Source organism: Aeromonas sp. s1(2024), assembly GCF_040908005.1.
GTDB lineage: Bacteria > Pseudomonadota > Gammaproteobacteria > Enterobacterales > Aeromonadaceae > Aeromonas > Aeromonas caviae.
This window is the reverse complement of record NZ_JBFOCW010000092.1, coordinates 54,124-75,983: the sequence shown is the minus strand read 5'-3', so window position 1 is coordinate 75,983 and position 21,860 is coordinate 54,124. Positions and strand designations below refer to the sequence as shown.

The following is a 21,860-nucleotide window of genomic DNA, read 5'->3' as shown; positions in this document are numbered from 1 at the left end:
CCAGCGTTCAATCTGAGCCATGATCAAACTCTTCAATTTAAGTTTGGTTGCTTCGAAAAGCGGCTCAATGAATTGCTGAATTAACTGCTGCAACTTTCGTTGCTTTGGTCACTTCATCAGACATTGATATCAAAAATTGTTTTTGATGCTCGATGCTGTGAGTGCCCACACAGATTGCTTGATTCAAATTGTTAAAGAGCGTCACGCTTATCGCGTCGAGGAGGCGCATCTTACGCTCCTCACTTCGAAAGTCAAGCGGTTGTTTTCGCTTTTCTTTCGGCGCCCACTTCCTAAGGAAGCTGGCTCATCAGTTCGGCGTGGACCGCCGTGCTGGTAGGGGCGCATTATAGGGAGCCGCGCCGTGATGACAAGGGCTTTTTCACCGAAAAGAACCGTTCGCTCAGATATGCAGCAAAGCGGTTCAATTTCGTTCGCATCACCACCATTTCGGGCTGTCATTGGATTTAAATTGAACATTTGAAAAGCCACTTTATAATTGGCTTTTAAAATGTTCAATTAAGGTTTCATTCATGCACCAGATCCTGGATAGCCGCAAAGAGGAGAGAATCGTTCCTTTGTTCCGCCTCGGGTTTCGGCCTTTCTTCCTGTTCGGCGCCTTGTTCTCGGCTTTGGCGATGCTGGGCTGGCTGGGGCAGCTCAACAGCTGGTTCGCTCTGCCCGGGATTGCCAACCCCATCTGGTGGCATGCACATGAAATGCTGTTCGGCTTTGGTGCCGCCATAGTGGCGGGTTTTCTGCTTACCGCCGTCCAGAACTGGACCGCTCACCCAGGTGTACGCGGTTGGCCGCTGGCACTGGTCGTGGGATTGTGGGCCATCCCGAGAGGCCTGCTCCCCTGGTTTGGAGAAAGCAATGTCACTCTGATGGTCATGGACCTGGCCTGGTTGCCCCTCTGTACGTGGTTCCTCGCCAGACCCATCATAGTGACGCGCCAGTGGCGCAATCTCTTTTTTGTTCCCCTGCTTCTCGTGTTGACCCTGCTCAATACCGCTTGCTGGCGGTGGCATGCCGAATGGCCATTGGTGGAACATATCCTGCTTGCAACCGTGCTCCTCTTCACAACCCTGATTGCCGTCATGGGAGGACGTGTCATTCCCTTCTTTACCGCCAGAGCCACTGGGACGGAAAAAGCATTACCACTGCCGTGGCTGGAGCGCATTGCCCTCGCGTCTCTGTGGCTCATCCTGCTGCTCTGGTTGGTGCTCCCGACACAGTGGGTCATCGGAATTCAGATGTTCCCTCTATATATAGTGGCGGCAGGGGCTCACCTCTACAGGCAGCTGCGCTGGCGACCCGGAACCACGTTGGCCCAGCCCCTGCTGTGGTCGCTTCACCTGGCCTACCTCTTTATCCCACTGGGGCTGACCGCCCTGGCGGCACGCACGGCTGGCTGGCCGATTGCCTTGTCACTGGCCAGCCATCTGTTCAGCGCGGGCAGCATGGGGGCCATGATCCTCGCGATGATAGCCCGTGTATCCCTCGGACACAGTGGCAGAGCCCTGCAGATAGGACGCAGGATCACGGCGGCATTTGCACTGGTGATCCTGTCCGCGCTGTTGCGGGTCTTGCTCCCTCTCTTTTGGCCAAATCTCACCCTCACGGGATGGAACCTCAGCGGATGGAGCTGGGTTGCCGCCTACGGTCTGTTCATCTGGGTTTATACCCCCATACTGACCAGTCCCAGAGCGGATGGCCGCCCCGGCTAATCATCGCGTGGCCATGGACGGATAGTGGATCAGATTGTGGAAGATGGCGGGAGCGACCCCAAGATTGCGATAGCCATGGGTACGGTCCGCTGCAAACCGGACTGCCTCACCCTGATCGAGGGAACGCCACGCTCCGTCAACCAGTACCTCCATCACACCGCTGATGACGATGACATGTTCGGTCACTCCGGGTTCATGGGGTTCTGACTCCCGCTGGTATCCAGGTAGCAGGGTCAGTTCGAACAACTCGAAACCAAAGCGGGCCTCATAGGGGAAAAGCGGGGCAACCTGCATCCCCTCTCCCGCCGGCTGCTGTCGAATATCATCGGCAATACGGTATACCGTCTCTCCCTGTGCCGCTGGTGTCGGCTCAATGAAACTGGAGAAAGAGACCCGAAAACCGGTGGCAATCTTCCACAATGTTGCCACCGTCGGACTGGATTCACCTCGCTCGATCTGTCCCAGCATGGCCTTGCTCACCCCCGTTTCACGGGCGGCCATATCCAGGCTCCATCCTCTTTCAGTGCGCAGCCCTTTCAATCGCTGGGCCAGATAGCGACTCATCTCCTGCATCTGTTCTCCGATTTCTTCGAGCCATATTGTGCGCCATAACGCACAGCGTTATAGTCCAAACCACATTGTACGCAATAGCGCACAAGCTATCAGCATCCACAAGGAAGTTTCCCATGCCCCTAGCCCTCCCCCACATGGTCGCGGGACTCATCGCCGTATTGGTGGGTTACACGAGTTCTGTCGTCTTGATCATCCAGGCCGCCACGGCCGCCGGTGCCGATGCAGCCCAGGTCTCTTCCTGGCTATGGACACTGGGTATCGGCATGGGGGTCAGCTGCATCGGCCTCTCCCTTTATTACCGGGTGCCTGTCTTGACGGCCTGGTCCACCCCGGGTGCCGCCCTGCTCATCACCAGCCTGGGGAACTTCAGTCTGGCTGAAGCCATCGGCGCCTTCATCATCTCTTCACTGCTGATCACCCTCTGCGGTATCAGCGGCTGGTTCGACAGGCTGATGCGTCACATTCCCGCCCCACTGGCGGCCGCCATGCTGGCCGGAGTCTTGCTCAGGTTCGGGCTGGATCTCTTCAAGGTGGCACCGCAAGATCCTCTGCTGCTTGGCACCTTGCTACTGGCTTTCTTGCTGGGTCGCCACCTCTGGCCCCGCTACACCATGGTGCTGGTCCTGGCTGCCGGCATACTGCTCTGCACCCTGAGGGGCGAGCTGCAACTCAACGAGGTTCACTGGCAACTTTCCACCCCGGTCTGGATCTCGCCAGCCTTTTCCATCGACGCCCTGCTCGGCATCGCACTCCCGCTCTTTCTCGTTACCATGACCTCGCAAAACATGCCGGGCATTGCCATCCTGCGCGCCCACGGCTATCAACCTGCCACTTCTTCCTTGATTGGCTGGACCGGATTCATCGGCGTGCTGCTGGCACCGTTTGGCGGCTATGCCTTCAACCTGGCCGCCATCACAGCCGCCATCTGCATGGGCAAGGAAGTGGATCACGATGTCACTCGACGCTGGCCTGCTGCCGTGTGGGCTGGATGTTTCTACCTGCTCACAGGCTGTTTCGGTGCCACCGTGGTTGCCCTGTTCAGCGCATTCCCTGCGGTGCTGGTCACCTGCGTGGCCGGGCTGGCGCTGCTCGGCACCATAGGCAGCAGCTTGCACAGCGCCTTGCAGCAGGACGAGGAGCGGGAAGCCGCGCTACTGACTTTCCTCGTGACTGCCTCGGGGATCACCCTGCTCGGGGTCGGGTCTGCCTGCTGGGGATTGCTGATCGGAGTGACATTGCATCAAGTCAACCGGCTCCGCTCCTGACCTGACCATCTGGGGAGACTCCAGTGAGACGCAGCACATAATCCTGAGAAGAGCGTTCACATATGAACCTTATTCCTTTCTAGTGAGAAAACGGCGCAGATCCTTCCCGACAAGCGCCGTTGTCAGACTCAATACTGGAGAACGAAGATGAGGAATCAGGCTGTCATTTTGTTACTGGCACTGCTGGGCGCCACCACGACCCAGGCTGCCGACACCGATCGGGAGCTGGCACGCCAGCTCGCGCTGCAGCAGAAGAACCTGCTGCCACTCCTGCACAATCAGGAATACCAGAGCCCGCTGCCCAACCTGCTGCCAAAGGCCAGCCCGCGTCTGAAGCGCCAGGCTCGGGATGCCAACCAGGCGGCCATCAGTCGGCAAGGGCTGGATGGCGAGGTCAGGGAACTGATGCAACTGCGGCTGGCCAATCCGGATCAGGCGGATGCACTGCAACAAGGGGTTGAGCCACTGGTTGCCTACATACCAAGTGGTGACGAAAAGAGCTGGAGCGCCATCGAGGCGTTCGACAGCGCCGGCAGCCCGATCTATCTCGATGTGAACCAGCCGCCGGCGCGGCCGGTACTGGTGGTGGAGGCCGATCCGGTAAAAGCCAAGAATGCCGGCCTGAAGGTGATGCGAAAGGCGCTGGCTGCCGCCGACATGCAGGTGACGCCCCGTGCCACCAGCAACACCACGCCCCTCAAGACCAGCATTCTCAAGAAGATCAGGCTCAACGATGATCAGGAGCCCTGGCTGCTGGGCGCCGCCGAGGTCTATGCCGTCGTGGCCGGGGTCAATCCTGGTAGGGACGAGCCCGTGGTAGATATCGTCGACATGCCCTATCTCGACTACGACAACACCGACTACACCCCCAACCAGATCCTGGTCTATTGGGATCGCTACCGCTGGGGAGCCGTCGACGTGGTCATGATGGAGCAGGATGACAACGTCAATTACAAGGCGCTGAGTGCCCTCCTGATTGACGCACTCAAACTCGGCTTCACTGCGGGCGGCGTACCCGAGGCCCTGCCCTTCCTCGACCTCGGCGGTCGTATCGTCAAGGCACTTCCGGACTCCTGGATGACCAACAACGACGACTACCTCGACACCTTCTATACCCTGGAGCAGGACCAGAGCTATCACCAGTATCCCGGTGCCGCCGGCAATGCAGTCATCGATCTCGAGCCCAGGGAGATCCAACCAACCCGGCCCTGACTGTCGCTCAAAATAAAAAGCCAATGAGAAGACTCATTGGCTTTTCTGTATCAGAGCCGCGGATCAGGCCTGACCTTTCGGCCTCACACCCAGTGTGTGACAGATGGCGTAGGTCAGCTCTGAGCGGTTCAGGGTATAGAAGTGGAAATCCTTCACCCCTTCCTGACTCAGCACACGCACCTGGTCGATGGCAATGCTGGCTCCCACCATGTTGCGAGTCATCTGATCGTTTTCCAGCCCTTCGAAACGCTGGTGCATCCAGCGCGGGATCTTCACGTTGGTGAAACCGGCAAACTTGGCCAGGGTCTGGTAGTTGGAGACCGGCAGTATCCCCGGCACGATCTCCGCATCGATACCGATGGCGGCGCAGCGATCCCGAAAACGCAGATAGGTCTCCACATCGAAGAAGAACTGGGTAATGGCCCGGTTGGCACCGGCATCTATCTTGCGCTTGAGGTTGAGCAGGTCGGATTGCGCACTGCGAGCCTCGGGGTGGCCTTCCGGATAGGCGGCGACCGAGATATCGAAATCGGCTTCGGATTTGAGCAAGGCGACCAGGTCGGTGGCATACATGTCAGGCTTGTCGAGGCCGGGAGGCAAGTCTCCGCGCAGGGCCACGATGTGGCGAATGCCGCTGTTCCAGTAGTCACGGGCAATGGTGCGCAACTCGTCACGGCTGGCATCGATACAGGTCAGGTGCGGGGCGGCGATGAGCCCGGTACGCTCCTTGATGTCCTTGATCACCTTGTGAGTGCGGTCCCGGGTGCCCGAATTGGCGCCATAGGTCACAGAGACGAATTTGGGCTCCAGCACCTGCAGGCGCTCGATGGACTGCCAGAGGGTGTTCTCCATCCCTTCGCTGTTGGGCGGGAAAAACTCGAAACTGACCGATATGTCGCCACCCAGATCCGCCAAACTCTGGTTGAGTGCCTCAACCTGACGCGCGCTGTGAAATCCCATCTGCTCTCTCCCTGTCCTGCAACCCATTCCTTTACGCCAAAACGGATGTTTGGACGTCTAAACGTCTTTCTATCTTTATGATAAAACGGATCAAAGTCAATACCGATTTGTCAGCGACAAGGGGGATTGCCGATTTTTTTATTTTGCAATTCAACCTAAGTAATGAGCGACCCCATCCCAAAATGCTGTCAGGCACGCTATGATGCGGGCGGATCGTCCTGGACGTTCTGAATCTGCGTGTGATTGTTTGGCCGGGTTTCCCGGCCTTTTTTTAATTTCTTTCCCCGCCTGCCGATAAGCAATTCAAGCGTTTGCAGGAGCCCCATCATGGAAGATCACCCCGGTTTTGCCACCGATCTGCTGTTCGATCGCTATCAGGGCGAGGTGACGGATCATGATGCGTTCTGGACCGTGCGCACCCCGGGCTCTCCAGACTACTACTTCGGCAACTACCTGTTGCTGCCCACCCCCCCAAGCGATCGTGACAAGGGCTGGCTCGAGGCCAGTTTCGACAGGCTGATTGGCTGGGATCCCCGTATCCGCCACCGCACCTTCCAGTGGCCCCTCGCCGCAGGCCAGAACAGCCGGGTCGCCGGGTTCGTGGCGGCGGGATACCAATACATGGAGTGCGTGGTACTGGCGCTGGGTGCAATGGAGTGGCAAGCCCCCACCGGCAGCGACCTGGCTCCGGCTCGCCCGTTCACCGCGGCAGACTGGGATCAGTGGCTCGCCTTCGAGCTGGCAGAGCGGGATCCCGCCCATTCGGAGGAGCGCTATCTTCCCTATCTCTTGTCACGCCGCCAGCTCTATCAGGCCATGATCGATGACGGGCTCGGACAGTGGTGGGGGTTATGGCACCAGGATCAACTGGTTGCCAGCTGCGGACTCTTCTTCACCGGCACCCTGGGACGCTTTCAACTGGTGCGCACGCACGCAGAGTGGCGAAACCGGGGGCTCTGTCGTCTGTTGCTGAGCCAGGTCGCACGCCAAGGACTGGCACGGGCCAGTTCGCTCATCATAGTGGCAGACGAGCACTATCACGCCCAGCGGGTCTATCGCACTCTGGGTTTCGTGCCGGTGGCCCGTATTGGCAGCCTGTGCCGCTTGCCACGGGAATGACAGGTCATCACGCAGATGAAGAACGGGAGGCCAAGGCCTCCCGTTCTTCATGGTGAACCATCAGGGCTGTGCCCCCTCCAGTTCGCTGGCGAGCGCCTCCTCCACTTCGGCAGGAGGCGCTGGAGCGACGGCTCCGGACACCGGTACTGACGGAGGCTGGGTCGCGCTTGCTCCGGAAGGCGCTTGTCCATCCGGCACCACAGGTGCAGCAGGTTCGGTCCCGATGGCACCCGACACAGGGACGGCAGGCACGCTCGCCTCACACTGACACTCCTGTCCCTTGCCCTGGTTGCCCTGATGGGGGGCATACCACCCTTTCAACCCCTGTTCCAGGCGATCGGCCGCCGCCTTGGGTGCCACGGTTCCCAGCAATACCTGCTGGCTCACCTCGGCCAGTTCATCCCCGAGCTTGGGAGTGCCGCGGGAGAGGATCTGGGTGGCAACCCGGATGGTGGAATCGCACTGATCCCGCCACTCCATCATCTCTCTGGCCGCCGGATTGGTGGCTTCAAAGAAGTGGTTGGAGAGCGAGAAGAAGCCGGGCAGCGAGTTGGTATAGAGCTCGGCAAACTGGGGAGTGGTCAGCCACTGCAGGAAGGTCATGGCGGCCTCCTTGTTCTTGCTGGCCGGATTCATCCCCATACCGATATCGGTGTGATCGGTGAAGAAACAGCCATCCCCCTGCTTTGCCACGGGCGGGCGCATGACACCGAAGTCCACCTTGCCGGTGAAGGGGGCAATCTCCCAGGATCCCGCCGCATAGAAGGCAGCCTTGCCCGAGGTGAACAGCTCGTTGGTGGTGGCGTAGTCGCGGCTCTCGCCCCCCTCCCCCAGGTAGTCACGCCAGCGGGCCAGCTCCTCGAACACCTTGACGTATTGCGGGTTGTTGAAGCGCTCCTGGCCCCCGATCAACGCCAATCGACCATCCTCCCCCTTCCAGTAGTTGGGGCCTATGTTCTGGAAACCGAGCTCGGAGGCAACCCAGCTCTCCGAGCCGCTCACGGCGAGGGGAACATAGCGACCATCCGCCTTCACCTTGTCCAGGGCCGCGAAGAATGCCTCGCGGGTCTGGGGAACCGTCAGCCCCAGCTCATTGAAAATCTTCTTGTTGTAGAAGAAGCCGTGAATCACCGATGCCATGGGTACGCAGAAAGTCTGGGCGCCACTGTCGGTCTGCCAGGGGGATTGGGCAAAGCTCGGGAAGTTCTCCATCCCCGCCATCTCGCTCAGCTCCACCAGATGGCCCGCCTTGAACAGGGCCAGGGAGTCGTCAAACGGGCGGCAGGTGATGAGATCCCCCGCCTTGCCCGCCTTGAGGCTGGCCCAGAGGGTCGGCATGTACTCGACGTTCTGCACCCCGTTGAATTTCACCTGAATACCCGGGTGGGCGGCCTCGAATGCAGGAATGATCTTCTGTTCCCACAAGGCCTTGTCATCTATGCGCCAGCTCTCTATCACCAGCTCGCTGGCCATCAGCTGGCCACACAACAGGAGACTCAGGGCCCCGATCCACTTGTTAGCCATAAGTCCTCCTACACCTTGAAATGGGCGATCAATTGCTGCTGCTTGGCAACCAGATCCGCCAGCACCTCACTGCTGCTGGCCGATTCCCGCGCCTCCCGCTCGGTCTCGTAAGCCACATCCGCAATGCCGGCGACATGACGGGCAACCCCCTGACTCACGGAGATCTGTTCCTGGGCGGCATGAGCCACCTGATCCGCCATCGCCTTGATGGCACTCATCCGCTCGGCAATGGATTGCAACGCCTCGTCCATCACCCGGGTCTGGGCCACGCAATCCTGGGTCTGCTCCTGGCTGCGTGCCATCACGGCCACCACGTGCTTGCTGGAACTTTGCAGGTTCTCGATCATGGCCTGGATCTCCTCGGTCGAGGTCTGGGTCCGGTTCGCCAGTGCCCGCACCTCGTCCGCCACCACCGCGAAGCCGCGACCGGCGTCCCCCGCGCGGGCCGCCTCGATGGCCGCGTTCAGCGCCAGCAGGTTGGTCTGCTCGGCGATGCTGCGGATCACGTCGAGGATACTGCCGATGTTGTCGCTGAATTCCCCCAGCTTGTGGGTGATGCCGACCGCCTCTTCCATGGCACCCGCCAGTTGTTCGGTGATCTGGCGCGTAGTCGCCACCTGTTTGCGTCCGGCGCGGGCCTCTTCGTCCGCCAAGTCCACCTCGCGCTTGGTGCCATCGGTGGAACGCGCCACCTCGGTGGCACTCACCTCCAGCTCGGTGATGGCGGCAGCCACCTGATCGGTCTGGCTCTTCTGATCCTGCACCCGTGACATGGCCCGCTCGCTGATCTCGGCGGCGCGGCTCGCCTCGTCCACCAGATGGCGCGAGCCGGCATTGATCTGGGCGAGCAGCTCGCCAGTCTTGTCTGCCAGGGTATTGATGGAGCGGGTCAGGCTGCCAAATTCGCAGCGGCTCTGGTAGTCGATGCGCCGGGTCATGTCACCCGTAGCCATGCGATCCAGCTCCCGATCGATGAGTTGCAGCGGACGCTGGATACTGCGGGCCGTGGTGTAACCGATGAGGAGCGCGGCGGCCGCGGAGATGGCAGACACGATCAGGATCCAGGCGCTGGCGCTGCTGACGGCGTCATCCGCCCCGACCCGGCTCGCGCTGGCAATGCTGCCCGCCGATTTGGCCATCTCGTCCAGCAGCGCCAGGCTGTTGACCAGACTGGTGTCGAGCTGCTGGTTCAGGGACTGCAGCGAGGCCGCCAGTTGCTGGCCATTGCGCATGGTCGCCAGCAACCCTTTCGGGCCGAGGGCCAGCTCCTGCATCCGATCGAGGTTGACGATGAAACGCTGCCTCACGTCATCGGGCACCTGCACCCGTTCGAGCCGTTTGCGTGCCATCTCGATATCCTTGCCGAGCACCTTCTCCAATTCATTGAGATCGGTCTTGGCATCGGCCCGGCGGATGTTTTTCAGATCCCGGGCAATGCCGGAGGTGATGAGTTCGGCCTTGTTGCGCATGGAGCGTTTGCTCGCGGTCTGCTGCAGCAACAGATCGGCGGCCCACTGGTAGGTATCTTCCAGCCGGATGAACGCCAGCTCCAGTTCATGGCGCCGATCGAGTGCGGCCACCCACTGACCGTGCTGGGTCAGCACCTGATCCGCCAACCCGTAGAACTCGCGGGTCGCCCCGTCGACCTGGCGAAACCGCTCGCTCGCCTCGGCCACCCCGTCAAACCGGGCCATCTCCTTGCTCTGGGCCAGGAAACGCTCCTGCTGCGCCTTGAACTGGCTGGCCAGTTGCGGCAACTGGGCCGCCTCCTCGCTGGTTCTGTAGGTGAGCACCCAGCGGTTGCTGTCCTGCAGTGCGCCCTTGAGCCCGGCGACCGCGATCACCAGGGGGGTGGCACGATCAGAAACCTGGGAGAGCCCCTCGTTGATCCCCCGGATCTTCAGAATACTGATGAAGCCGAGCAGAACCAGCAACAACAGCATCAGCACGAAGCCGGCGATGATCCGCTGCACAATAGATAAACCCATGGAGGCATCCTCACTCGTTGGGGAAAGGGGTGAATGCCGAGGTTATCGGCAACGGGATGCAATGGAATAGCGGTTCGTGACGCGATGGCGGGCCAGATCACAGTTGGCGTGACATGGCAGGCAGAAAAGGGCCCGAACAGAGCCGGGCCAAAGAGACATGCTTGTTGTCATGGCCGTGCACCGGCCACGTTTGTCATCAGAAGCGGTAACCGACGCCGAACATGAAGGCCACCGGATCGATGGAGGTGTTGATGGTGCCCACGGCGGTATGCACATCGGTATCGATGTCGATGAGCCAGGCAGAGGCGTTGACGAACCAGCGGTCATTGATCGCCATGTCCAGGCCCACCTGACCCGCCATCCCCCAGGAGGAGTCCACGCTCACATCCGTCCCGGCCAGGGCACCGCGCCCTTCCTCGTCGAAGAAGGTGGTGTAGTTGATACCGGCACCCACATAGGGGCGCACCTTGCTGTTGGCATCACCGAAGTAGTACTGCGCCATCAGGGTCGGCGGGAGGTGTTTGACCTTGGCGACCTCACCCAGGCCGGCAGTCGACACCGAGTGGGAGAAGGGGGTCGCGGCCAGCAGCTCGACACCCCAGTTGTCCGTCAACATGTAGGAGAGGGTCAGGCCAAGCTGCATGTTGCTGTCGATCTCCAGCTCGCCCGTCCCCAGCACGTTGTCACTGCTGGTCTGGGGAGAGACGAACGCCAGGCCACCACGGACCAGGATGTCACCGGCCTGATGTGCCATGGCGACGGGGGAAGCAAAAGCGGCTGCGATTAACAGAGGAAGGATCTTTTTCATCACATTATTCCTTTTTTGTTTTCTTTCTATGTTGCAAGCCCGAAAACTATAAAAGGATGTGAATGGCCGGTTATTGATTTAGCTCAATAGTTATCAAGAAATAGATAGATGTACACGGCAGCTTTGATTGGACAATCAAACCGCAGATGAAAATAAAAAGTCATTCAAATACATGATGATGCCTTAAATTACCGCATCAGCATGAAACGTAAAATACCAATTAAATACACCTTAAACACCTTCATATCACCTTTCAATTGTTGTTTAATTATGCCCCGGGGCGTATTTTATTAATGCGATGTAACCACGCTGTAATTTGAATTTTATGAAACCACAGACACGCAAAGACAAAATTCTCGGCATTCTTGCCGCCATCTGGGGGATAGGTTCCTTCCTCTTCATTCTGCTGGGTTTCCTGTTCGCCCTCGCCTTCCTGATGCTGACACACTGAGTCTGCCGGACGAGTCCCTCTTTTCTCCCTCTCATCCCTGGCCGGGCGCCAGACCGGCGCACCTCGCCCACCGGCCAACAAAAAAGGGGCCTTGGCCCCTTTTTCTCGAGTGACGCTTATTTCTCCAGTAGAGGAGCGAGGAAGCGCGCCGTGTGGGACTCCTTGCAACGGCTCATCTCCTCAGGCGTACCCGTCACCAGGATGCGGCCACCACCAGCGCCCCCTTCCGGGCCCAGATCAACGATCCAGTCCGCGGTTTTGATGACGTCCAGGTTGTGCTCGATGATGACGATGGTGTTGCCCCGATCCCGCAGTTGGTGCAGTACCTTGAGCAACTGCTGGATGTCGTGGAAGTGCAGGCCGGTGGTCGGCTCGTCCAGAATATAGAGGGTCTGACCGGTATCCCGCTTGGAGAGCTCGCGCGCCAGCTTGACCCGCTGCGCCTCGCCGCCCGACAGGGTGGTGGCCGACTGACCGAGGCGGATATAGGAGAGGCCCACATCCATCAAGGTCTGCAGCTTGCGCGCCACCGCCGGCACCGGATCGAAGAACTCGCGGGCATCTTCCACCGTCATCTCGAGGATTTCGTGGATGTTTTTGCCCTTGTATTTCACCTCCAGCGTCTCGCGGTTGTAGCGCTTGCCCTTGCAGACGTCGCACGGCACGTAGACGTCCGGCAGGAAGTGCATCTCCACCTTGATGACGCCATCCCCCTGGCACGCCTCGCAGCGCCCTCCCTTCACGTTGAAGGAGAAGCGGCCCGGCTGATAACCGCGCGAGCGAGCCTCCTGGGTGCCGGAGAGCAGTTCACGGATCGGGGTAAACAGGCCGGTGTAGGTGGCCGGGTTGGAGCGCGGGGTTCGACCGATGGGGCTCTGGTCGATGTCCACCACCTTGTCCAGATGCTCCAACCCCTCCACGCTGCGATAAGGCGCTGGCGTGGATTCGGTCGCCTTGTTGAGCTCGCGGTGAGCAATGCGGAACAGAGTGTCGTTGATCAGGGTCGACTTGCCGGAGCCGGAGACGCCGGTGACACAGGTCATCACTCCGATGGGCAGATCCAGGTTGACGTTGCGCAGGTTGTTGCCGCTCGCCCCTTTCAATTTCAGCCACTTGCCAGTGAGCGGGGTGCGCTCGGCCGGGATGGCGATCTGCTTGCGCCCGGAGAGGTAGTCACCGGTCAGGGACTCGGGGTTCGCGATGATCTCTTCCGGCGTCCCCTGGGCGACGATGGCACCGCCGTGCACGCCAGCCCCCGGACCGATGTCGAGCACATGGTCGGCGAGGCGAATGGCATCCTCATCGTGCTCCACCACGATCACGGTGTTGCCGAGATCACGCAGGTGAGTCAGGGTCTTGAGCAGCCGCTCGTTGTCCCGCTGATGCAGGCCGATGGAAGGCTCGTCCAGCACGTACATGACCCCCACCAGGCCAGCCCCGATCTGGCTGGCCAGCCGGATCCGCTGCGCCTCGCCACCGGAGAGGGTCTCGGCGCTGCGCGACAGGCTCAGATAGTTGAGGCCGACGTTCACCAGGAAGCCGAGCCGCTCGACGATCTCCTTGAGGATCTTGTCCGCTATCTGGGCACGCTGACCGGACAGGTTCAACCCTTCGAAGAAGGCCAGGGCATCGCCGATGGACTGCTCGGCGATGGCGGGCAGGTTGCGATTGTCCACGAAGACGTGGCGGGCTTCTTCCCGCAGTCGGCTGCCACCGCAACTGGTACAGGACTTGTTGGCGATGTATTTGGCCAGCTCTTCCCGCACCGCGTTGGATTCGGTCTCCCGGTAGCGGCGCTCCATGTTGTGCAGGATCCCCTCGAACGGGTGCTTGCGCACCACCACGTCGCCGCGGTCATTCATGTAGCGGAACTCGATCTCGGTGCGCCCGGAACCACGCAGGATCACCTCCTGGGTCTTGAGCGGCAGATCCTCCCAGGGGGTCTCCAGGTCGAACTTGTAGTGATCGGCCAGGGATTTGAGCATCTGGAAGTAGTAGAAGCTGCGCTTGTCCCAACCACGGATGGCGCCGCCGGCCAGGCTCTGGCCCGGATCATGGATGAGCTTGGCGGGATCGAAATACTGCTGCACCCCGAGACCGTCACAGGTGGGGCAGGCCCCCGCCGGGTTGTTGAAGGAGAAGATCCGGGGCTCCAGCTCCGACATGGAGTAACCGCACTCGGGGCAGGCGAAGTTGGCGGAGAAGGTCATGGGGGCAACCCCATCCTCCCCGTCCATCGGCACCACCAGCACGATGCCGCCGGAGAGAGTCAGCGCCGTTTCGAACGATTCGGCCAGGCGCAGGGCCAGGTCATCGCGCACCTTGAATCTGTCCACCACCACCTCGATGGTGTGCTTCTTGTGCAGCTCCAGCGCGGGAGGATCCGACAGATCGCACACTTCGCCGTCGATGCGGGCGCGGATGTAACCCTGGGCCGCCAGGTTCTCCAGCAGCTTGGTGTGCTCCCCCTTGCGGTTGCGCACCACGGGGGCCAGCAGCATCAGCTTGGCGCCTTCGGGCTGGGCAAGCACCTGATCCACCATCTGGCTGATGGTCTGGGCCGCGAGCGGAATGGCGTGGGTCGGGCAGCGTGGCTCACCGACCCGGGCGAACAGCAGCCGCAGGTAGTCGTAAATCTCGGTGATGGTGCCAACCGTCGAGCGCGGGTTGTGGGAGGTGGACTTCTGCTCGATGGAGATGGCTGGCGACAGCCCCTCGATGTGGTCCACGTCCGGCTTCTCCATCAGGGAGAGGAACTGGCGGGCATAGGCGGAGAGCGATTCCACATAGCGGCGCTGCCCCTCGGCATAGAGGGTATCGAACGCCAGGGAGGATTTGCCCGAACCGGACAGGCCGGTGACCACGATCAGCTTGTCACGTGGCAGGATCAGGTTGATGTTCTTGAGGTTGTGGGTGCGGGCACCCCGGATCACGATTTTTTCCATCTTGTTGCGCGCTCGATACGGGAACCAGAGCGGGCCAGTATGGCATAGAGACTACTGGATGAATAGACAGTCTTTCCTTCCGTACCCCTTCCTCAGAGATACTCCTTGGCCCAGCTCACCGCCTGCAACCGGTTCTTGACGTTCAGCTTCTTGAAGACGTTGTAGAGATGGGATTTGACGGTGTGTTCGCTCACGAACAGGCTGTCGGCGATCTCGGTGTTGGAGGCCCCCGTCATCAGGTGACGCACGATCTCCTGCTCGCGGGCGGTCAGCAGCGTCTGCTGACGCTGAGGTTGCCCGCTCCCCTTGCGGTAGTAGTCCACCAGGTCGCACAGCAGGTGGCGCGGGATCCAGTACTCCCCCTGCAACACCTTGCGGATGCCGAAGACCAACCTGTCCAGCGTGTCCTGACGAAAGAAGAGCCCGCTGGTATGGGGCCACATCAGCAGCAGCTCTTTGTTGGTGCTGGTCGGGGCATTGAGCAACACGGCACTGGCCTCGCCAAAGCGCTGGCAGATGGCATTGCTCCACAGCTCCTGCTGGGTCGACTTGAGGTAGTCCAGATCGATCAGCAGCAAGGTTTTGGGGGCGCCCTCTGCAACGTCTGGCAGGTCATTCAGCTCCCCCACCAGCAAGATGGGCAGACCAAGCTCTTCACTGAGGTGACGCTGGAAACGGGAGGCTTGTGCGTTATTTTCGGTGATCAGCACCAGGAGGGAGTCGGGCGTCATCAAGAGAACTTCCTTGCACATTCGAGTCGGGGCTTTTTGGCAAGGAAGAGTACCAATCCCCCTCCCGGCTGCAGCATTAAAAAAGTATTAGACGCATCGGTGGCTCCTTTGAAGCCCAGCAATTTTCCAGCCAATACAATTGGCTAGCACGCCCCCCCCCATTTGGGGGGTCAAGTAGTGCCGGTGCGCACCATAACAGCTCCGCCCTCTTCACGCAGCCTGCCCCAGCCGCCTCCCCTTGCTGGTGGCACCTTACCTCGGGTAAGTTACTCAGGCTGTGGCGATCCATTGACGCCACAGTGGCAGGGAAGATGTGCGCTCATGCCCGTCAACTGGTACTATGGCGCCCAAACGCTGCGGCCGATCCATGACGCCTCTGCCGGCAAGCTCCGGCGCAGCCAGGACACTGAAGAGAGATGACACCCGTCCAGGGCGCGCATCTCGTTGCAAAAAAACGCATTATTGAATGGGCCCAGGCATCTGGCCTGGCCGGTATACATAAGGGTGGAAGAGAGATTATGGCCAGTCGAGGCATCAACAAAGTCATTCTGATCGGTAACCTGGGGCAAGACCCGGAAGTGCGCTACATGCCGAGCGGCGGTGCCGTGACTAACATCACCCTGGCCACCTCCGATACTTGGCGCGACAAGCAGACCGGTGAGCAGAAAGAGCGCACCGAATGGCACCGTGTCGTCTTCATGGGCAAGCTGGCCGAAGTGGCCGGCGAGTACCTGAAGAAGGGCTCCCAGGTCTATGTGGAAGGCAAACTCCAGACCCGTAAATGGCAGGATCAGAGCGGCCAGGAGCGCTACACCACCGAGGTGCTGGTCGACAGCTTCACCGGTGTGATGCAGATGCTGGGTGGCCGTCCGCAGGGCGGTGGCCAGGGCATGGGCGGCCAGTCATCCCAGGGCAACTGGGGCCAGCCGCAACAGGCTGCACCGCAACAGAACATGCAACGTCCTGCTGCCCCGCAGCAGAACATGCAACCGCAAGGCGGTTACGGCCGTCCGGCCCAGCAGCCGCAATCCGCCCCGCCGGTCTACAACGAACCGCCGATGGATTTCGACGACGATATTCCGTTCTGATCCCCTGCGGCAGGCCCTGATTCATCAGGGCCTTTTTTTACCTGTTTCTGACGCATTCACCTCCCCGACGACCATGTTGCTGCCACTTTCCCGCGCTTTACGTCCCCTTCGTCCAGGCTTGTGGCTATCATCGAGACGATTTCTCCCTTCGGGAACCTGCATGAACTACTTGAGTCGTCTGCTGTGCCTCGCCCTGCTGATGTTCGGCAGCCACCTTGCCGCGGAGCCGCTGCGGGTGGGAGTCAGCTTTGCCATTCCTCCCTATGTCATCAGCCACGAAGACAGGGGCATCGAACTCGATCTCATGCGAGAGGCCTTCGCAGGCAGCCCCCATGAGCTGCAGGTCGTCTATCTTCCCCTGGAGCGCACCTTCAGGATGCTGGAGGAAGGCAAGCTGGACGCCATCATCAACGTCAAACCCGGCATGCTGGAAAGCGCCTACCTCTCACAGCCGGTGATCACCTTCCACAACCGGGTCTTTACCCTGGCGCCGACGGCAGTCCACACCATGAAGGATTTGCAGACCCTGCGAGTCAGTGCCTTCCAGCGTGCACGGCAGATCCTGGGAACGACCTTCTCCGACATCGTCGACCAGAACCCCCGTTATGAAGAGGTGGCGAGGCAGGAGGGACAGGTACAGCGGCTCCTGCTCGGGCGCACCGATGCCGTGATCCTGGAACAACGGGTGTTCTACTACTATCTGGCGCAGTTGCTCGGGGATGACCAGGAGGGCGACCGCTATCCCAAGGACAAGGTCAGACAGCACGACCTCTTCCCCCCGACTCACTACCACTTCGCCTTTCGCGAGGCGGGCCACCGGCAATGGTTCGACAGACAGCTCGCCAAGATGAAGGCGGACGGGCGCTATGAGCGGATTTTTGCCGCCTATGGCACCACCTCTACTGCCGGAGACAAAAAAGCCAGCCCATGATGGACTGGCTTGATACCGGCTCCAGGGAGCCGCAGTGGATGGAGCGTTACTTCATCGCGCTGCCGTTTTTCAGCTCTGCTTTCTGACGTTTGGCTTCGCGTTTCTCTTTCAGTGACATCTGCGGTTTTTTCTTGGCATCTTTGCCGTGATGCTGTTCTTTGTTGCTCATCATCAGACTCCAAAAAGGTTACCTGGACAGTTGGAACGGGTGTTCCAGCATGTCAGCCGAATCGTGGATTTCAGTACGCCAACAGTGACGATCGGGGATCGCACTGGCCTCAGCATACTCCCAATCTTCCGCCGGGATCCAGCCTCCCGGCAGCGCCTGCCAGGCAGGCGTTCCCTTAGCGTGCTCCCCCGGAAATGACGACCGGGCGACACTTTTTGCATCCGGGGACGGATGGTCAGCCTGTCTCCGATGGATGTGTGTTAGGGTGGGCATTCAACGATCGCAGGAGCGCGTCATGAAGAAGCTGGAAATGAAGGATCTGACCGAGGCCGAGAAAGCCGAGATTGCCCTGCTGGTGCAAAAGGCCCAGGCCAATGCTGATCACACCCTGACCAACGGGGAGCGCAACAAGATCCGCGAAGCAGGACGCCAGAAGATCGCCGCCGATCGCGCCCAGGCCGCCAAGGCGGCTTCCGCACTGGCGCGGGAGAAAGCCAAGGAGCGAGCCAGTGCCCAAGTACTGCCCGACACCTTCAACTGGTCCGATTCCGTCAGCAACAAATACCGTGGCAGACGGTAACGGCAGCATGAATGCACGCAGAAGACTCTGCTGAAAAAAAGCGGCTGGCAGAGCGTGATGTCATTACGCTGAAAAGGGCAGCAGGAGGCGCCTGGCAGCAGACGCTCATCCGGATAAAACGCCGATCCAGCCATCACCGTCAGAAATGAATACCAAGATAAAGATTGCCATGACGGGATGTGCGTGTTCTAATCGTTTTCGATGGTTCGGTAGTTCAGACCTGATTATGTTAGGCAGTCATCTTAAAGCAGTGATTTGTGCAGGCAGTTATCCCCGATAATTCTTGCCAGATAATTCTCCTTCTTTAGTGCTCCCCATACGTATTTCTGACGAAAAATCATGGATTGCCGCTCCGGTGGCGTTTCACTAATCACTACTCAAGGAAATTATCATGTCCAAAATGACTGGTACCGTAAAATTCTTCAACGCCGAGAAAGGCTTCGGTTTCATCTCCCCGGCTGACGGCAGCAAAGACGTGTTCGTTCACTTCTCCGCCATCCAGTCCAACGGTTTCAAAACCCTGGAAGAAGGTCAGCGCGTTGAGTTCACCATCGAGCAAGGCCAGAAAGGCCCGGCTGCTGCGAACGTCGTTCCGCAGTAATTCAAGCCGGAGCACCTTCCCCTCTTTGGGCAAGGGCCTCAGCAAGAATTGAAAAAACCCGCTTCGGCGGGTTTTTTGTTGCCCGTTTCCGGGTGGCCGACCTGTTGCCCTGCTTCCCTCTCGCCACGGGCAGCAAAAAGGGCACCCTGGTGGTGCCCCATTTCCTGGTCAGGTTCCTTACAGGGGCAGGCTGATCCGCGCCTCCAGCCCCCCCTCCTGGCGATTGTGAAGGCTGAGCTCACCGCCGTGCTGGTGCACCAGGGTGCGGGCGATGGCGAGCCCCAGTCCCACGCTGCCAGACTCGGTGTTGCGGGCTTCATCCAGGCGCACGAAGGGCTTGAACACCTCCTCCAACTGGCTCTCCGCAATCCCCGGCCCCTGATCGCGAACCAGGATCAGCAACTCGCCGTCACCGCGCACCAGAGAGACCTCGGCCCCCCCTGCGTACTTGATGGCGTTGCCGATGAGGTTTTGCAGCACCCGGCGCAGGGTGTTGGCGCGGCAGGCGTAAACCTGCTTGCCCTCGGCCAGGCAGGTGACGGGCTGGCCCATGTCGGCATAGTCGTCACACAGGCTCTCCAGCAGGCTGACCAGATCCAGCTCCCGGGTCGCCTCCTGCTGCCCCTCCTCCCGGGCAAAGCTCAGGGTCGCCGCCAGCATCTGCTCCATCTGCTGCAGGGTCTGCTGGAAGCGCTCCTTGTCTTCCCCGTCCGCCAGAAACTCGCTGCGCAGCCGCAGGCTGGTGATGGGGGTGCGCAGGTCGTGGGAGATGGCGGCCAGCATCCGGGTTCTGTCCTGCACGAAGCGATCGAGCCGGGTGTGCATCCGGTTGAAGGCCTGGATGGACTCGCGGATCTCGGTGGGCCCCTCCTCACGCAGGGGCTCGATGTCCTCACCACGCCCCAGCCTGTCGGCGTTGGCGGCCAGTTGCTTGAGGGGACGGGTCGCCCGGCGGAACAGCCAGATCATCAGGCCGATCACCAGGCTCGCCACCAGCAGCAGGTTGAGGGTGGTCTGCCAGGACCAGCTCGCCGTCTCCTTGTCCACCAGGGAGCTGAACTGGAGCCAGCCGCCGTTGGGCAGTTCGATGGAGCCGTAGAGCCGCATGTCCTGGGGCGGCGGCATGCCGTTGCGATCCTTCATCATGCGGTTGTGGTGCTGCCAGGCCCGGCTGCGCTGGATGTCCTGCTTCAGCTCGGCGCTGATCTCCACCGCCAGGGAGGATGGATAACCGAGCTTGGCCCGCACCAGCTTCTCGAAGCGGGGGCTGCGGTTGTCCGGTTGCAGCGGCTCGTCGGAGAGGCGCAGCAGCAGGGTCTCGCTGCGGCTCGCCTTGAGGATCTCGTGATAGAGGGATGGGGGCGAGAGGGAGAGTAGCCGCACCACGGAGATGATCCGCTGCATGGCGTTGCGGCTGTTGACGTAACCGAGGGCCTCCTCCCTGTCCGAACGGTAGATCTGGATACTGAGCAGCTGGATCAGCACCAGCCCCGCCAGGGCCACCAGCACTATCTGGCCGGTCAACCCCTTGGGCAGCAGCCTGGCGAAGACGCGCTTGATCATGTCGGCCTCACTCCTGGGTCACGTCGGCGGCGAACAGGTAACCGCCACCCCAGATGGTCTTGATGAGCTCGGGATTCTTGGGATCCCGCTCCAGCTTGCGCCGCAGTCGGCTCACCAGGGTATCGATGGCGCGATCGAAAGCCACCGCCTCCCGGCCACGGGCCAGATCCAGCAACTGATCCCGGCTCAGCACCCGCTGGGGCCGCTCCAGAAACACCTTGAGCAGATCGAACTCGGCGGTGGAGAGGCTCATCCCCACCCCCTCCTCGTCCACCAGCTCGCGGCGATTGACGTCGAGCAGCCAGCGATCGAAGCGCAGATCCCGGGTCAGGGTCTCCGGCACGGGCAGGCTCTCCGCCTGGGTGCGGCGCATCACCGCCTTGATGCGGGCCAGCAGCTCCCGAGGGTTGAACGGCTTGGAGAGGTAGTCGTCCGCCCCCATCTCCAGGCCGATGATGCGGTCCGTCTCCTCCCCCATGGCGGTAAGCATGATGATCGGCAGGCGGGATTTGACCCTGAGCTCGCGGCACAGGGTGAGGCCATCCTCCCCCGGCATCATCAGATCCAGCACCAGCAGGTCGAACTCCCGCTCATCCAGCAGCCGCTTCATCTCCTTGCCATCGCGGGCGCAACTGACGCGCATGCCATGCTGCTCCAGAAAGCGCTTGAGCAGATCGCGGATCTCGCTGTGGTCATCGACCACCAGAATATGAGGGCTGCCTTGGTTCATCATCATCTCTCCGTTATCGGGCTGGGGCGATTATACGAAAATCAACCGGGCGGGTTGTGTCAAAGTGTGCCAGCACGCCCCTGTGCCACACTCTGCTACAAAATAGGCCTCTACTGGCAAATTTCAGACACTTCCACGGTGTTTACTGGATACCAAGGCGAAAGAGCCTCTACCCGTACACATCCGACAGGAGTTACCCATGAAAAAGCTGACCAAGACCCTGCTGACCGCCACCCTGATCCTCGGCCTGCCGCTGGGCGCCTATGCCGCCAGCGAGGCGGTCTCCACCGCGCAACCGACCCAGGCCACGGCGACCGGTTGCCCCATGGACGGTACCGGCATGATGGGCGGCAAGCATCATGGCGGCCGCCACGACAAGATGGCCCGCATGAAGAACATGACCCCGGAACAGATCCAGGCCCATCTGCAACAGCGCTACGACAAGATTGAAGATCCGGCCAAGAAGGCGGAGTTCGTGAAGAACCTTGGTCTGCGTGCCGACGGTATGATCAAGCACGCCGAGGTGATGAAGCAGTTCGCAGAAGCAAACCAGTAAATCGAAGTAATGAAGCCGTTTGCCGAAGCAGACCAGTAAGTCGAGATGATCAAGCTGTTCGCAGAAGCAAACCAGTAAATCGAAGTAATGAAGCCGTTTGCCGAAGCAGACCAGTAAGTCGAGGTGATCAAGCTGTTCGCAGAAGCAAACCAGTAAATCGAAGTAATGAAGCCGTTTGCCGAAGCAGACCAGTAAGTCGAGATGATCAAGCTGTTCGCAGAAGCAAATCAGTAAGTCGAAGTGATGAAGCGGTTTGCCGAAGCAGACCCGTGATCCGGCGGGGCCCTGCCCCGACACCGGCGAAAACGACAGGGTGGCGCAAGCCACCCTTTTTTTGTC

Annotated in this window: 21 protein-coding genes; 10 read left to right on the top strand and 11 right to left on the bottom strand. The window is 60.3% G+C overall.

Annotated elements, in window-relative coordinates; all coding sequences use genetic code 11:
• Positions 1–64: 64 nt before the first annotated feature.
• A complete protein-coding gene (locus AB5Y70_RS21475; protein WP_154670449.1) occupies positions 65–229 on the bottom strand; it encodes a hypothetical protein in 165 nt (54 codons plus the stop codon).
• A gap of 301 nt (positions 230–530) precedes the next feature.
• Between AB5Y70_RS21475 and AB5Y70_RS21470 the strand changes: the two genes are divergently transcribed.
• Entirely contained in the window at positions 531–1,727 is a 1,197-nt protein-coding gene (locus AB5Y70_RS21470) for an NnrS family protein (protein WP_043156079.1), read from the top strand.
• Here AB5Y70_RS21470 and AB5Y70_RS21465 read toward each other — a convergent pair whose 3' ends face one another.
• Positions 1,728–2,300, bottom strand: a complete 573-nt coding sequence (locus tag AB5Y70_RS21465) for a helix-turn-helix domain-containing protein (RefSeq protein ID WP_043156077.1) — start codon at positions 2,298–2,300, stop codon at positions 1,728–1,730.
• A 113-nt stretch (positions 2,301–2,413) separates the two neighbouring features.
• Between AB5Y70_RS21465 and AB5Y70_RS21460 the strand changes: the two genes are divergently transcribed.
• Together AB5Y70_RS21460 and AB5Y70_RS21455 are read left to right on the top strand one after the other, a co-directional pair.
• Complete coding sequence (locus AB5Y70_RS21460) at positions 2,414–3,565, top strand: benzoate/H(+) symporter BenE family transporter (protein ID WP_043156076.1); 1,152 nt, start codon at positions 2,414–2,416, stop codon at positions 3,563–3,565.
• A gap of 147 nt (positions 3,566–3,712) precedes the next feature.
• Positions 3,713–4,777 (top strand): DUF3103 family protein, encoded by a 1,065-nt coding sequence (locus tag AB5Y70_RS21455; RefSeq protein ID WP_043156075.1) that lies wholly within the window; start codon positions 3,713–3,715, stop codon positions 4,775–4,777.
• Positions 4,778–4,840: 63 nt separating this feature from the next.
• On the opposite strand, the gene metF is transcribed toward AB5Y70_RS21455, so the two are convergent.
• Positions 4,841–5,737, bottom strand: a complete 897-nt coding sequence (gene metF, locus AB5Y70_RS21450) for a methylenetetrahydrofolate reductase (protein WP_010674220.1) — start codon at positions 5,735–5,737, stop codon at positions 4,841–4,843.
• Positions 5,738–6,064: 327 nt separating this feature from the next.
• Between metF and AB5Y70_RS21445 the strand changes: the two genes are divergently transcribed.
• Entirely contained in the window at positions 6,065–6,856 is a 792-nt protein-coding gene (locus AB5Y70_RS21445) for a GNAT family N-acetyltransferase (protein WP_043156071.1), read from the top strand.
• 60 nt (positions 6,857–6,916) lie between these two features.
• On the opposite strand, the gene AB5Y70_RS21440 is transcribed toward AB5Y70_RS21445, so the two are convergent.
• The 3 genes from AB5Y70_RS21440 to AB5Y70_RS21430 all read right to left on the bottom strand — a co-directional run bounded on the left by AB5Y70_RS21440 (position 6,917) and on the right by AB5Y70_RS21430 (position 11,176).
• Positions 6,917–8,380 (bottom strand): extracellular solute-binding protein, encoded by a 1,464-nt coding sequence (locus AB5Y70_RS21440; protein WP_043156068.1) that lies wholly within the window; start codon positions 8,378–8,380, stop codon positions 6,917–6,919.
• An 8-nt stretch (positions 8,381–8,388) separates the two neighbouring features.
• Positions 8,389–10,368 (bottom strand): methyl-accepting chemotaxis protein, encoded by a 1,980-nt coding sequence (locus AB5Y70_RS21435; RefSeq protein ID WP_039040116.1) that lies wholly within the window; start codon positions 10,366–10,368, stop codon positions 8,389–8,391.
• Positions 10,369–10,564: 196 nt separating this feature from the next.
• Positions 10,565–11,176, bottom strand: coding sequence for an OmpW family outer membrane protein (locus AB5Y70_RS21430; protein ID WP_010674216.1), 612 nt, complete (start codon positions 11,174–11,176; stop codon positions 10,565–10,567).
• Positions 11,177–11,501: 325 nt separating this feature from the next.
• Between AB5Y70_RS21430 and AB5Y70_RS21425 the strand changes: the two genes are divergently transcribed.
• Positions 11,502–11,627, top strand: a complete 126-nt coding sequence (locus tag AB5Y70_RS21425; protein WP_010674215.1) for a hypothetical protein — start codon at positions 11,502–11,504, stop codon at positions 11,625–11,627.
• Positions 11,628–11,743: 116 nt separating this feature from the next.
• Here the strand turns inward: AB5Y70_RS21425 and uvrA are convergent, their stop codons facing one another.
• Complete coding sequence (gene uvrA / locus AB5Y70_RS21420; RefSeq protein ID WP_043156064.1) at positions 11,744–14,572, bottom strand: excinuclease ABC subunit UvrA; 2,829 nt, start codon at positions 14,570–14,572, stop codon at positions 11,744–11,746.
• Positions 14,573–14,664: 92 nt separating this feature from the next.
• Positions 14,665–15,303 carry a LuxR C-terminal-related transcriptional regulator gene (locus tag AB5Y70_RS21415; RefSeq protein ID WP_010674213.1) on the bottom strand — a complete coding sequence of 213 codons (639 nt, stop codon included), beginning with the start codon at positions 15,301–15,303 and terminating at the stop codon, positions 14,665–14,667.
• Between the two features lie 518 nt (positions 15,304–15,821).
• Here AB5Y70_RS21415 and AB5Y70_RS21410 point away from each other — a divergent pair.
• Positions 15,822–16,391: a single-stranded DNA-binding protein gene (locus AB5Y70_RS21410; protein ID WP_010674212.1), complete on the top strand. Its 570-nt coding sequence runs from the start codon at positions 15,822–15,824 to the stop codon at positions 16,389–16,391.
• Positions 16,392–16,551: 160 nt separating this feature from the next.
• On the top strand, positions 16,552–17,322 hold the full coding sequence (locus AB5Y70_RS21405; RefSeq protein ID WP_048209689.1) for an ABC transporter substrate-binding protein: 771 nt from the start codon (positions 16,552–16,554) through the stop codon (positions 17,320–17,322).
• 46 nt (positions 17,323–17,368) lie between these two features.
• Here AB5Y70_RS21405 and AB5Y70_RS21400 read toward each other — a convergent pair whose 3' ends face one another.
• Positions 17,369–17,491, bottom strand: coding sequence for a hypothetical protein (locus AB5Y70_RS21400; RefSeq protein ID WP_010675895.1), 123 nt, complete (start codon positions 17,489–17,491; stop codon positions 17,369–17,371).
• 295 nt (positions 17,492–17,786) lie between these two features.
• On the opposite strand from AB5Y70_RS21400, the gene yjbD reads away from it, so the two are divergent.
• Both yjbD and AB5Y70_RS21390 read left to right on the top strand, forming a co-directional pair.
• Positions 17,787–18,071: a DUF3811 domain-containing protein gene (gene yjbD, locus AB5Y70_RS21395; protein ID WP_042879473.1), complete on the top strand. Its 285-nt coding sequence runs from the start codon at positions 17,787–17,789 to the stop codon at positions 18,069–18,071.
• Between the two features lie 391 nt (positions 18,072–18,462).
• The gene (locus AB5Y70_RS21390) at positions 18,463–18,672 is read left to right on the top strand and encodes a cold shock domain-containing protein (RefSeq protein ID WP_010675897.1); all 210 of its coding nucleotides are present in this window, start codon (positions 18,463–18,465) and stop codon (positions 18,670–18,672) included.
• Between the two features lie 177 nt (positions 18,673–18,849).
• Here the strand turns inward: AB5Y70_RS21390 and AB5Y70_RS21385 are convergent, their stop codons facing one another.
• Together AB5Y70_RS21385 and AB5Y70_RS21380 are read right to left on the bottom strand one after the other, a co-directional pair.
• Positions 18,850–20,235, bottom strand: coding sequence for an ATP-binding protein (locus tag AB5Y70_RS21385; RefSeq protein WP_049636323.1), 1,386 nt, complete (start codon positions 20,233–20,235; stop codon positions 18,850–18,852).
• Positions 20,236–20,242: 7 nt separating this feature from the next.
• Positions 20,243–20,965 carry a response regulator gene (locus tag AB5Y70_RS21380; RefSeq protein ID WP_010675899.1) on the bottom strand — a complete coding sequence of 241 codons (723 nt, stop codon included), beginning with the start codon at positions 20,963–20,965 and terminating at the stop codon, positions 20,243–20,245.
• 199 nt (positions 20,966–21,164) lie between these two features.
• On the opposite strand from AB5Y70_RS21380, the gene AB5Y70_RS21375 reads away from it, so the two are divergent.
• A complete protein-coding gene (locus AB5Y70_RS21375) occupies positions 21,165–21,521 on the top strand; it encodes a hypothetical protein (RefSeq protein ID WP_010675900.1) in 357 nt (118 codons plus the stop codon).
• Positions 21,522–21,860 lie beyond the last annotated feature (339 nt).

Bases quoted from the DNA above. Each gene is read 5' to 3' on its own strand.
- AB5Y70_RS21475 (WP_154670449.1), bottom strand. From the start codon at position 229: ATGCGCCTCCTCGACGCGATAAGCGTGACGCTCTTTAACAATTTGAAT.
- AB5Y70_RS21470 (WP_043156079.1), top strand. From the start codon at position 531: ATGCACCAGATCCTGGATAGCCGCAAAGAGGAGAGAATCGTTCCTTTG.
- AB5Y70_RS21465 (WP_043156077.1), bottom strand. From the start codon at position 2,300: ATGCAGGAGATGAGTCGCTATCTGGCCCAGCGATTGAAAGGGCTGCGC.
- AB5Y70_RS21460 (WP_043156076.1), top strand. From the start codon at position 2,414: ATGCCCCTAGCCCTCCCCCACATGGTCGCGGGACTCATCGCCGTATTG.
- AB5Y70_RS21455 (WP_043156075.1), top strand. From the start codon at position 3,713: ATGAGGAATCAGGCTGTCATTTTGTTACTGGCACTGCTGGGCGCCACC.
- metF (WP_010674220.1), bottom strand. From the start codon at position 5,737: ATGGGATTTCACAGCGCGCGTCAGGTTGAGGCACTCAACCAGAGTTTG.
- AB5Y70_RS21445 (WP_043156071.1), top strand. From the start codon at position 6,065: ATGGAAGATCACCCCGGTTTTGCCACCGATCTGCTGTTCGATCGCTAT.
- AB5Y70_RS21440 (WP_043156068.1), bottom strand. From the start codon at position 8,380: ATGGCTAACAAGTGGATCGGGGCCCTGAGTCTCCTGTTGTGTGGCCAG.
- AB5Y70_RS21435 (WP_039040116.1), bottom strand. From the start codon at position 10,368: ATGGGTTTATCTATTGTGCAGCGGATCATCGCCGGCTTCGTGCTGATG.
- AB5Y70_RS21430 (WP_010674216.1), bottom strand. From the start codon at position 11,176: ATGAAAAAGATCCTTCCTCTGTTAATCGCAGCCGCTTTTGCTTCCCCC.
- AB5Y70_RS21425 (WP_010674215.1), top strand. From the start codon at position 11,502: ATGAAACCACAGACACGCAAAGACAAAATTCTCGGCATTCTTGCCGCC.
- uvrA (WP_043156064.1), bottom strand. From the start codon at position 14,572: ATGGAAAAAATCGTGATCCGGGGTGCCCGCACCCACAACCTCAAGAAC.
- AB5Y70_RS21415 (WP_010674213.1), bottom strand. From the start codon at position 15,303: ATGACGCCCGACTCCCTCCTGGTGCTGATCACCGAAAATAACGCACAA.
- AB5Y70_RS21410 (WP_010674212.1), top strand. From the start codon at position 15,822: ATGGCCAGTCGAGGCATCAACAAAGTCATTCTGATCGGTAACCTGGGG.
- AB5Y70_RS21405 (WP_048209689.1), top strand. From the start codon at position 16,552: ATGAACTACTTGAGTCGTCTGCTGTGCCTCGCCCTGCTGATGTTCGGC.
- AB5Y70_RS21400 (WP_010675895.1), bottom strand. From the start codon at position 17,491: ATGAGCAACAAAGAACAGCATCACGGCAAAGATGCCAAGAAAAAACCG.
- yjbD (WP_042879473.1), top strand. From the start codon at position 17,787: ATGAAGAAGCTGGAAATGAAGGATCTGACCGAGGCCGAGAAAGCCGAG.
- AB5Y70_RS21390 (WP_010675897.1), top strand. From the start codon at position 18,463: ATGTCCAAAATGACTGGTACCGTAAAATTCTTCAACGCCGAGAAAGGC.
- AB5Y70_RS21385 (WP_049636323.1), bottom strand. From the start codon at position 20,235: ATGATCAAGCGCGTCTTCGCCAGGCTGCTGCCCAAGGGGTTGACCGGC.
- AB5Y70_RS21380 (WP_010675899.1), bottom strand. From the start codon at position 20,965: ATGAACCAAGGCAGCCCTCATATTCTGGTGGTCGATGACCACAGCGAG.
- AB5Y70_RS21375 (WP_010675900.1), top strand. From the start codon at position 21,165: ATGAAAAAGCTGACCAAGACCCTGCTGACCGCCACCCTGATCCTCGGC.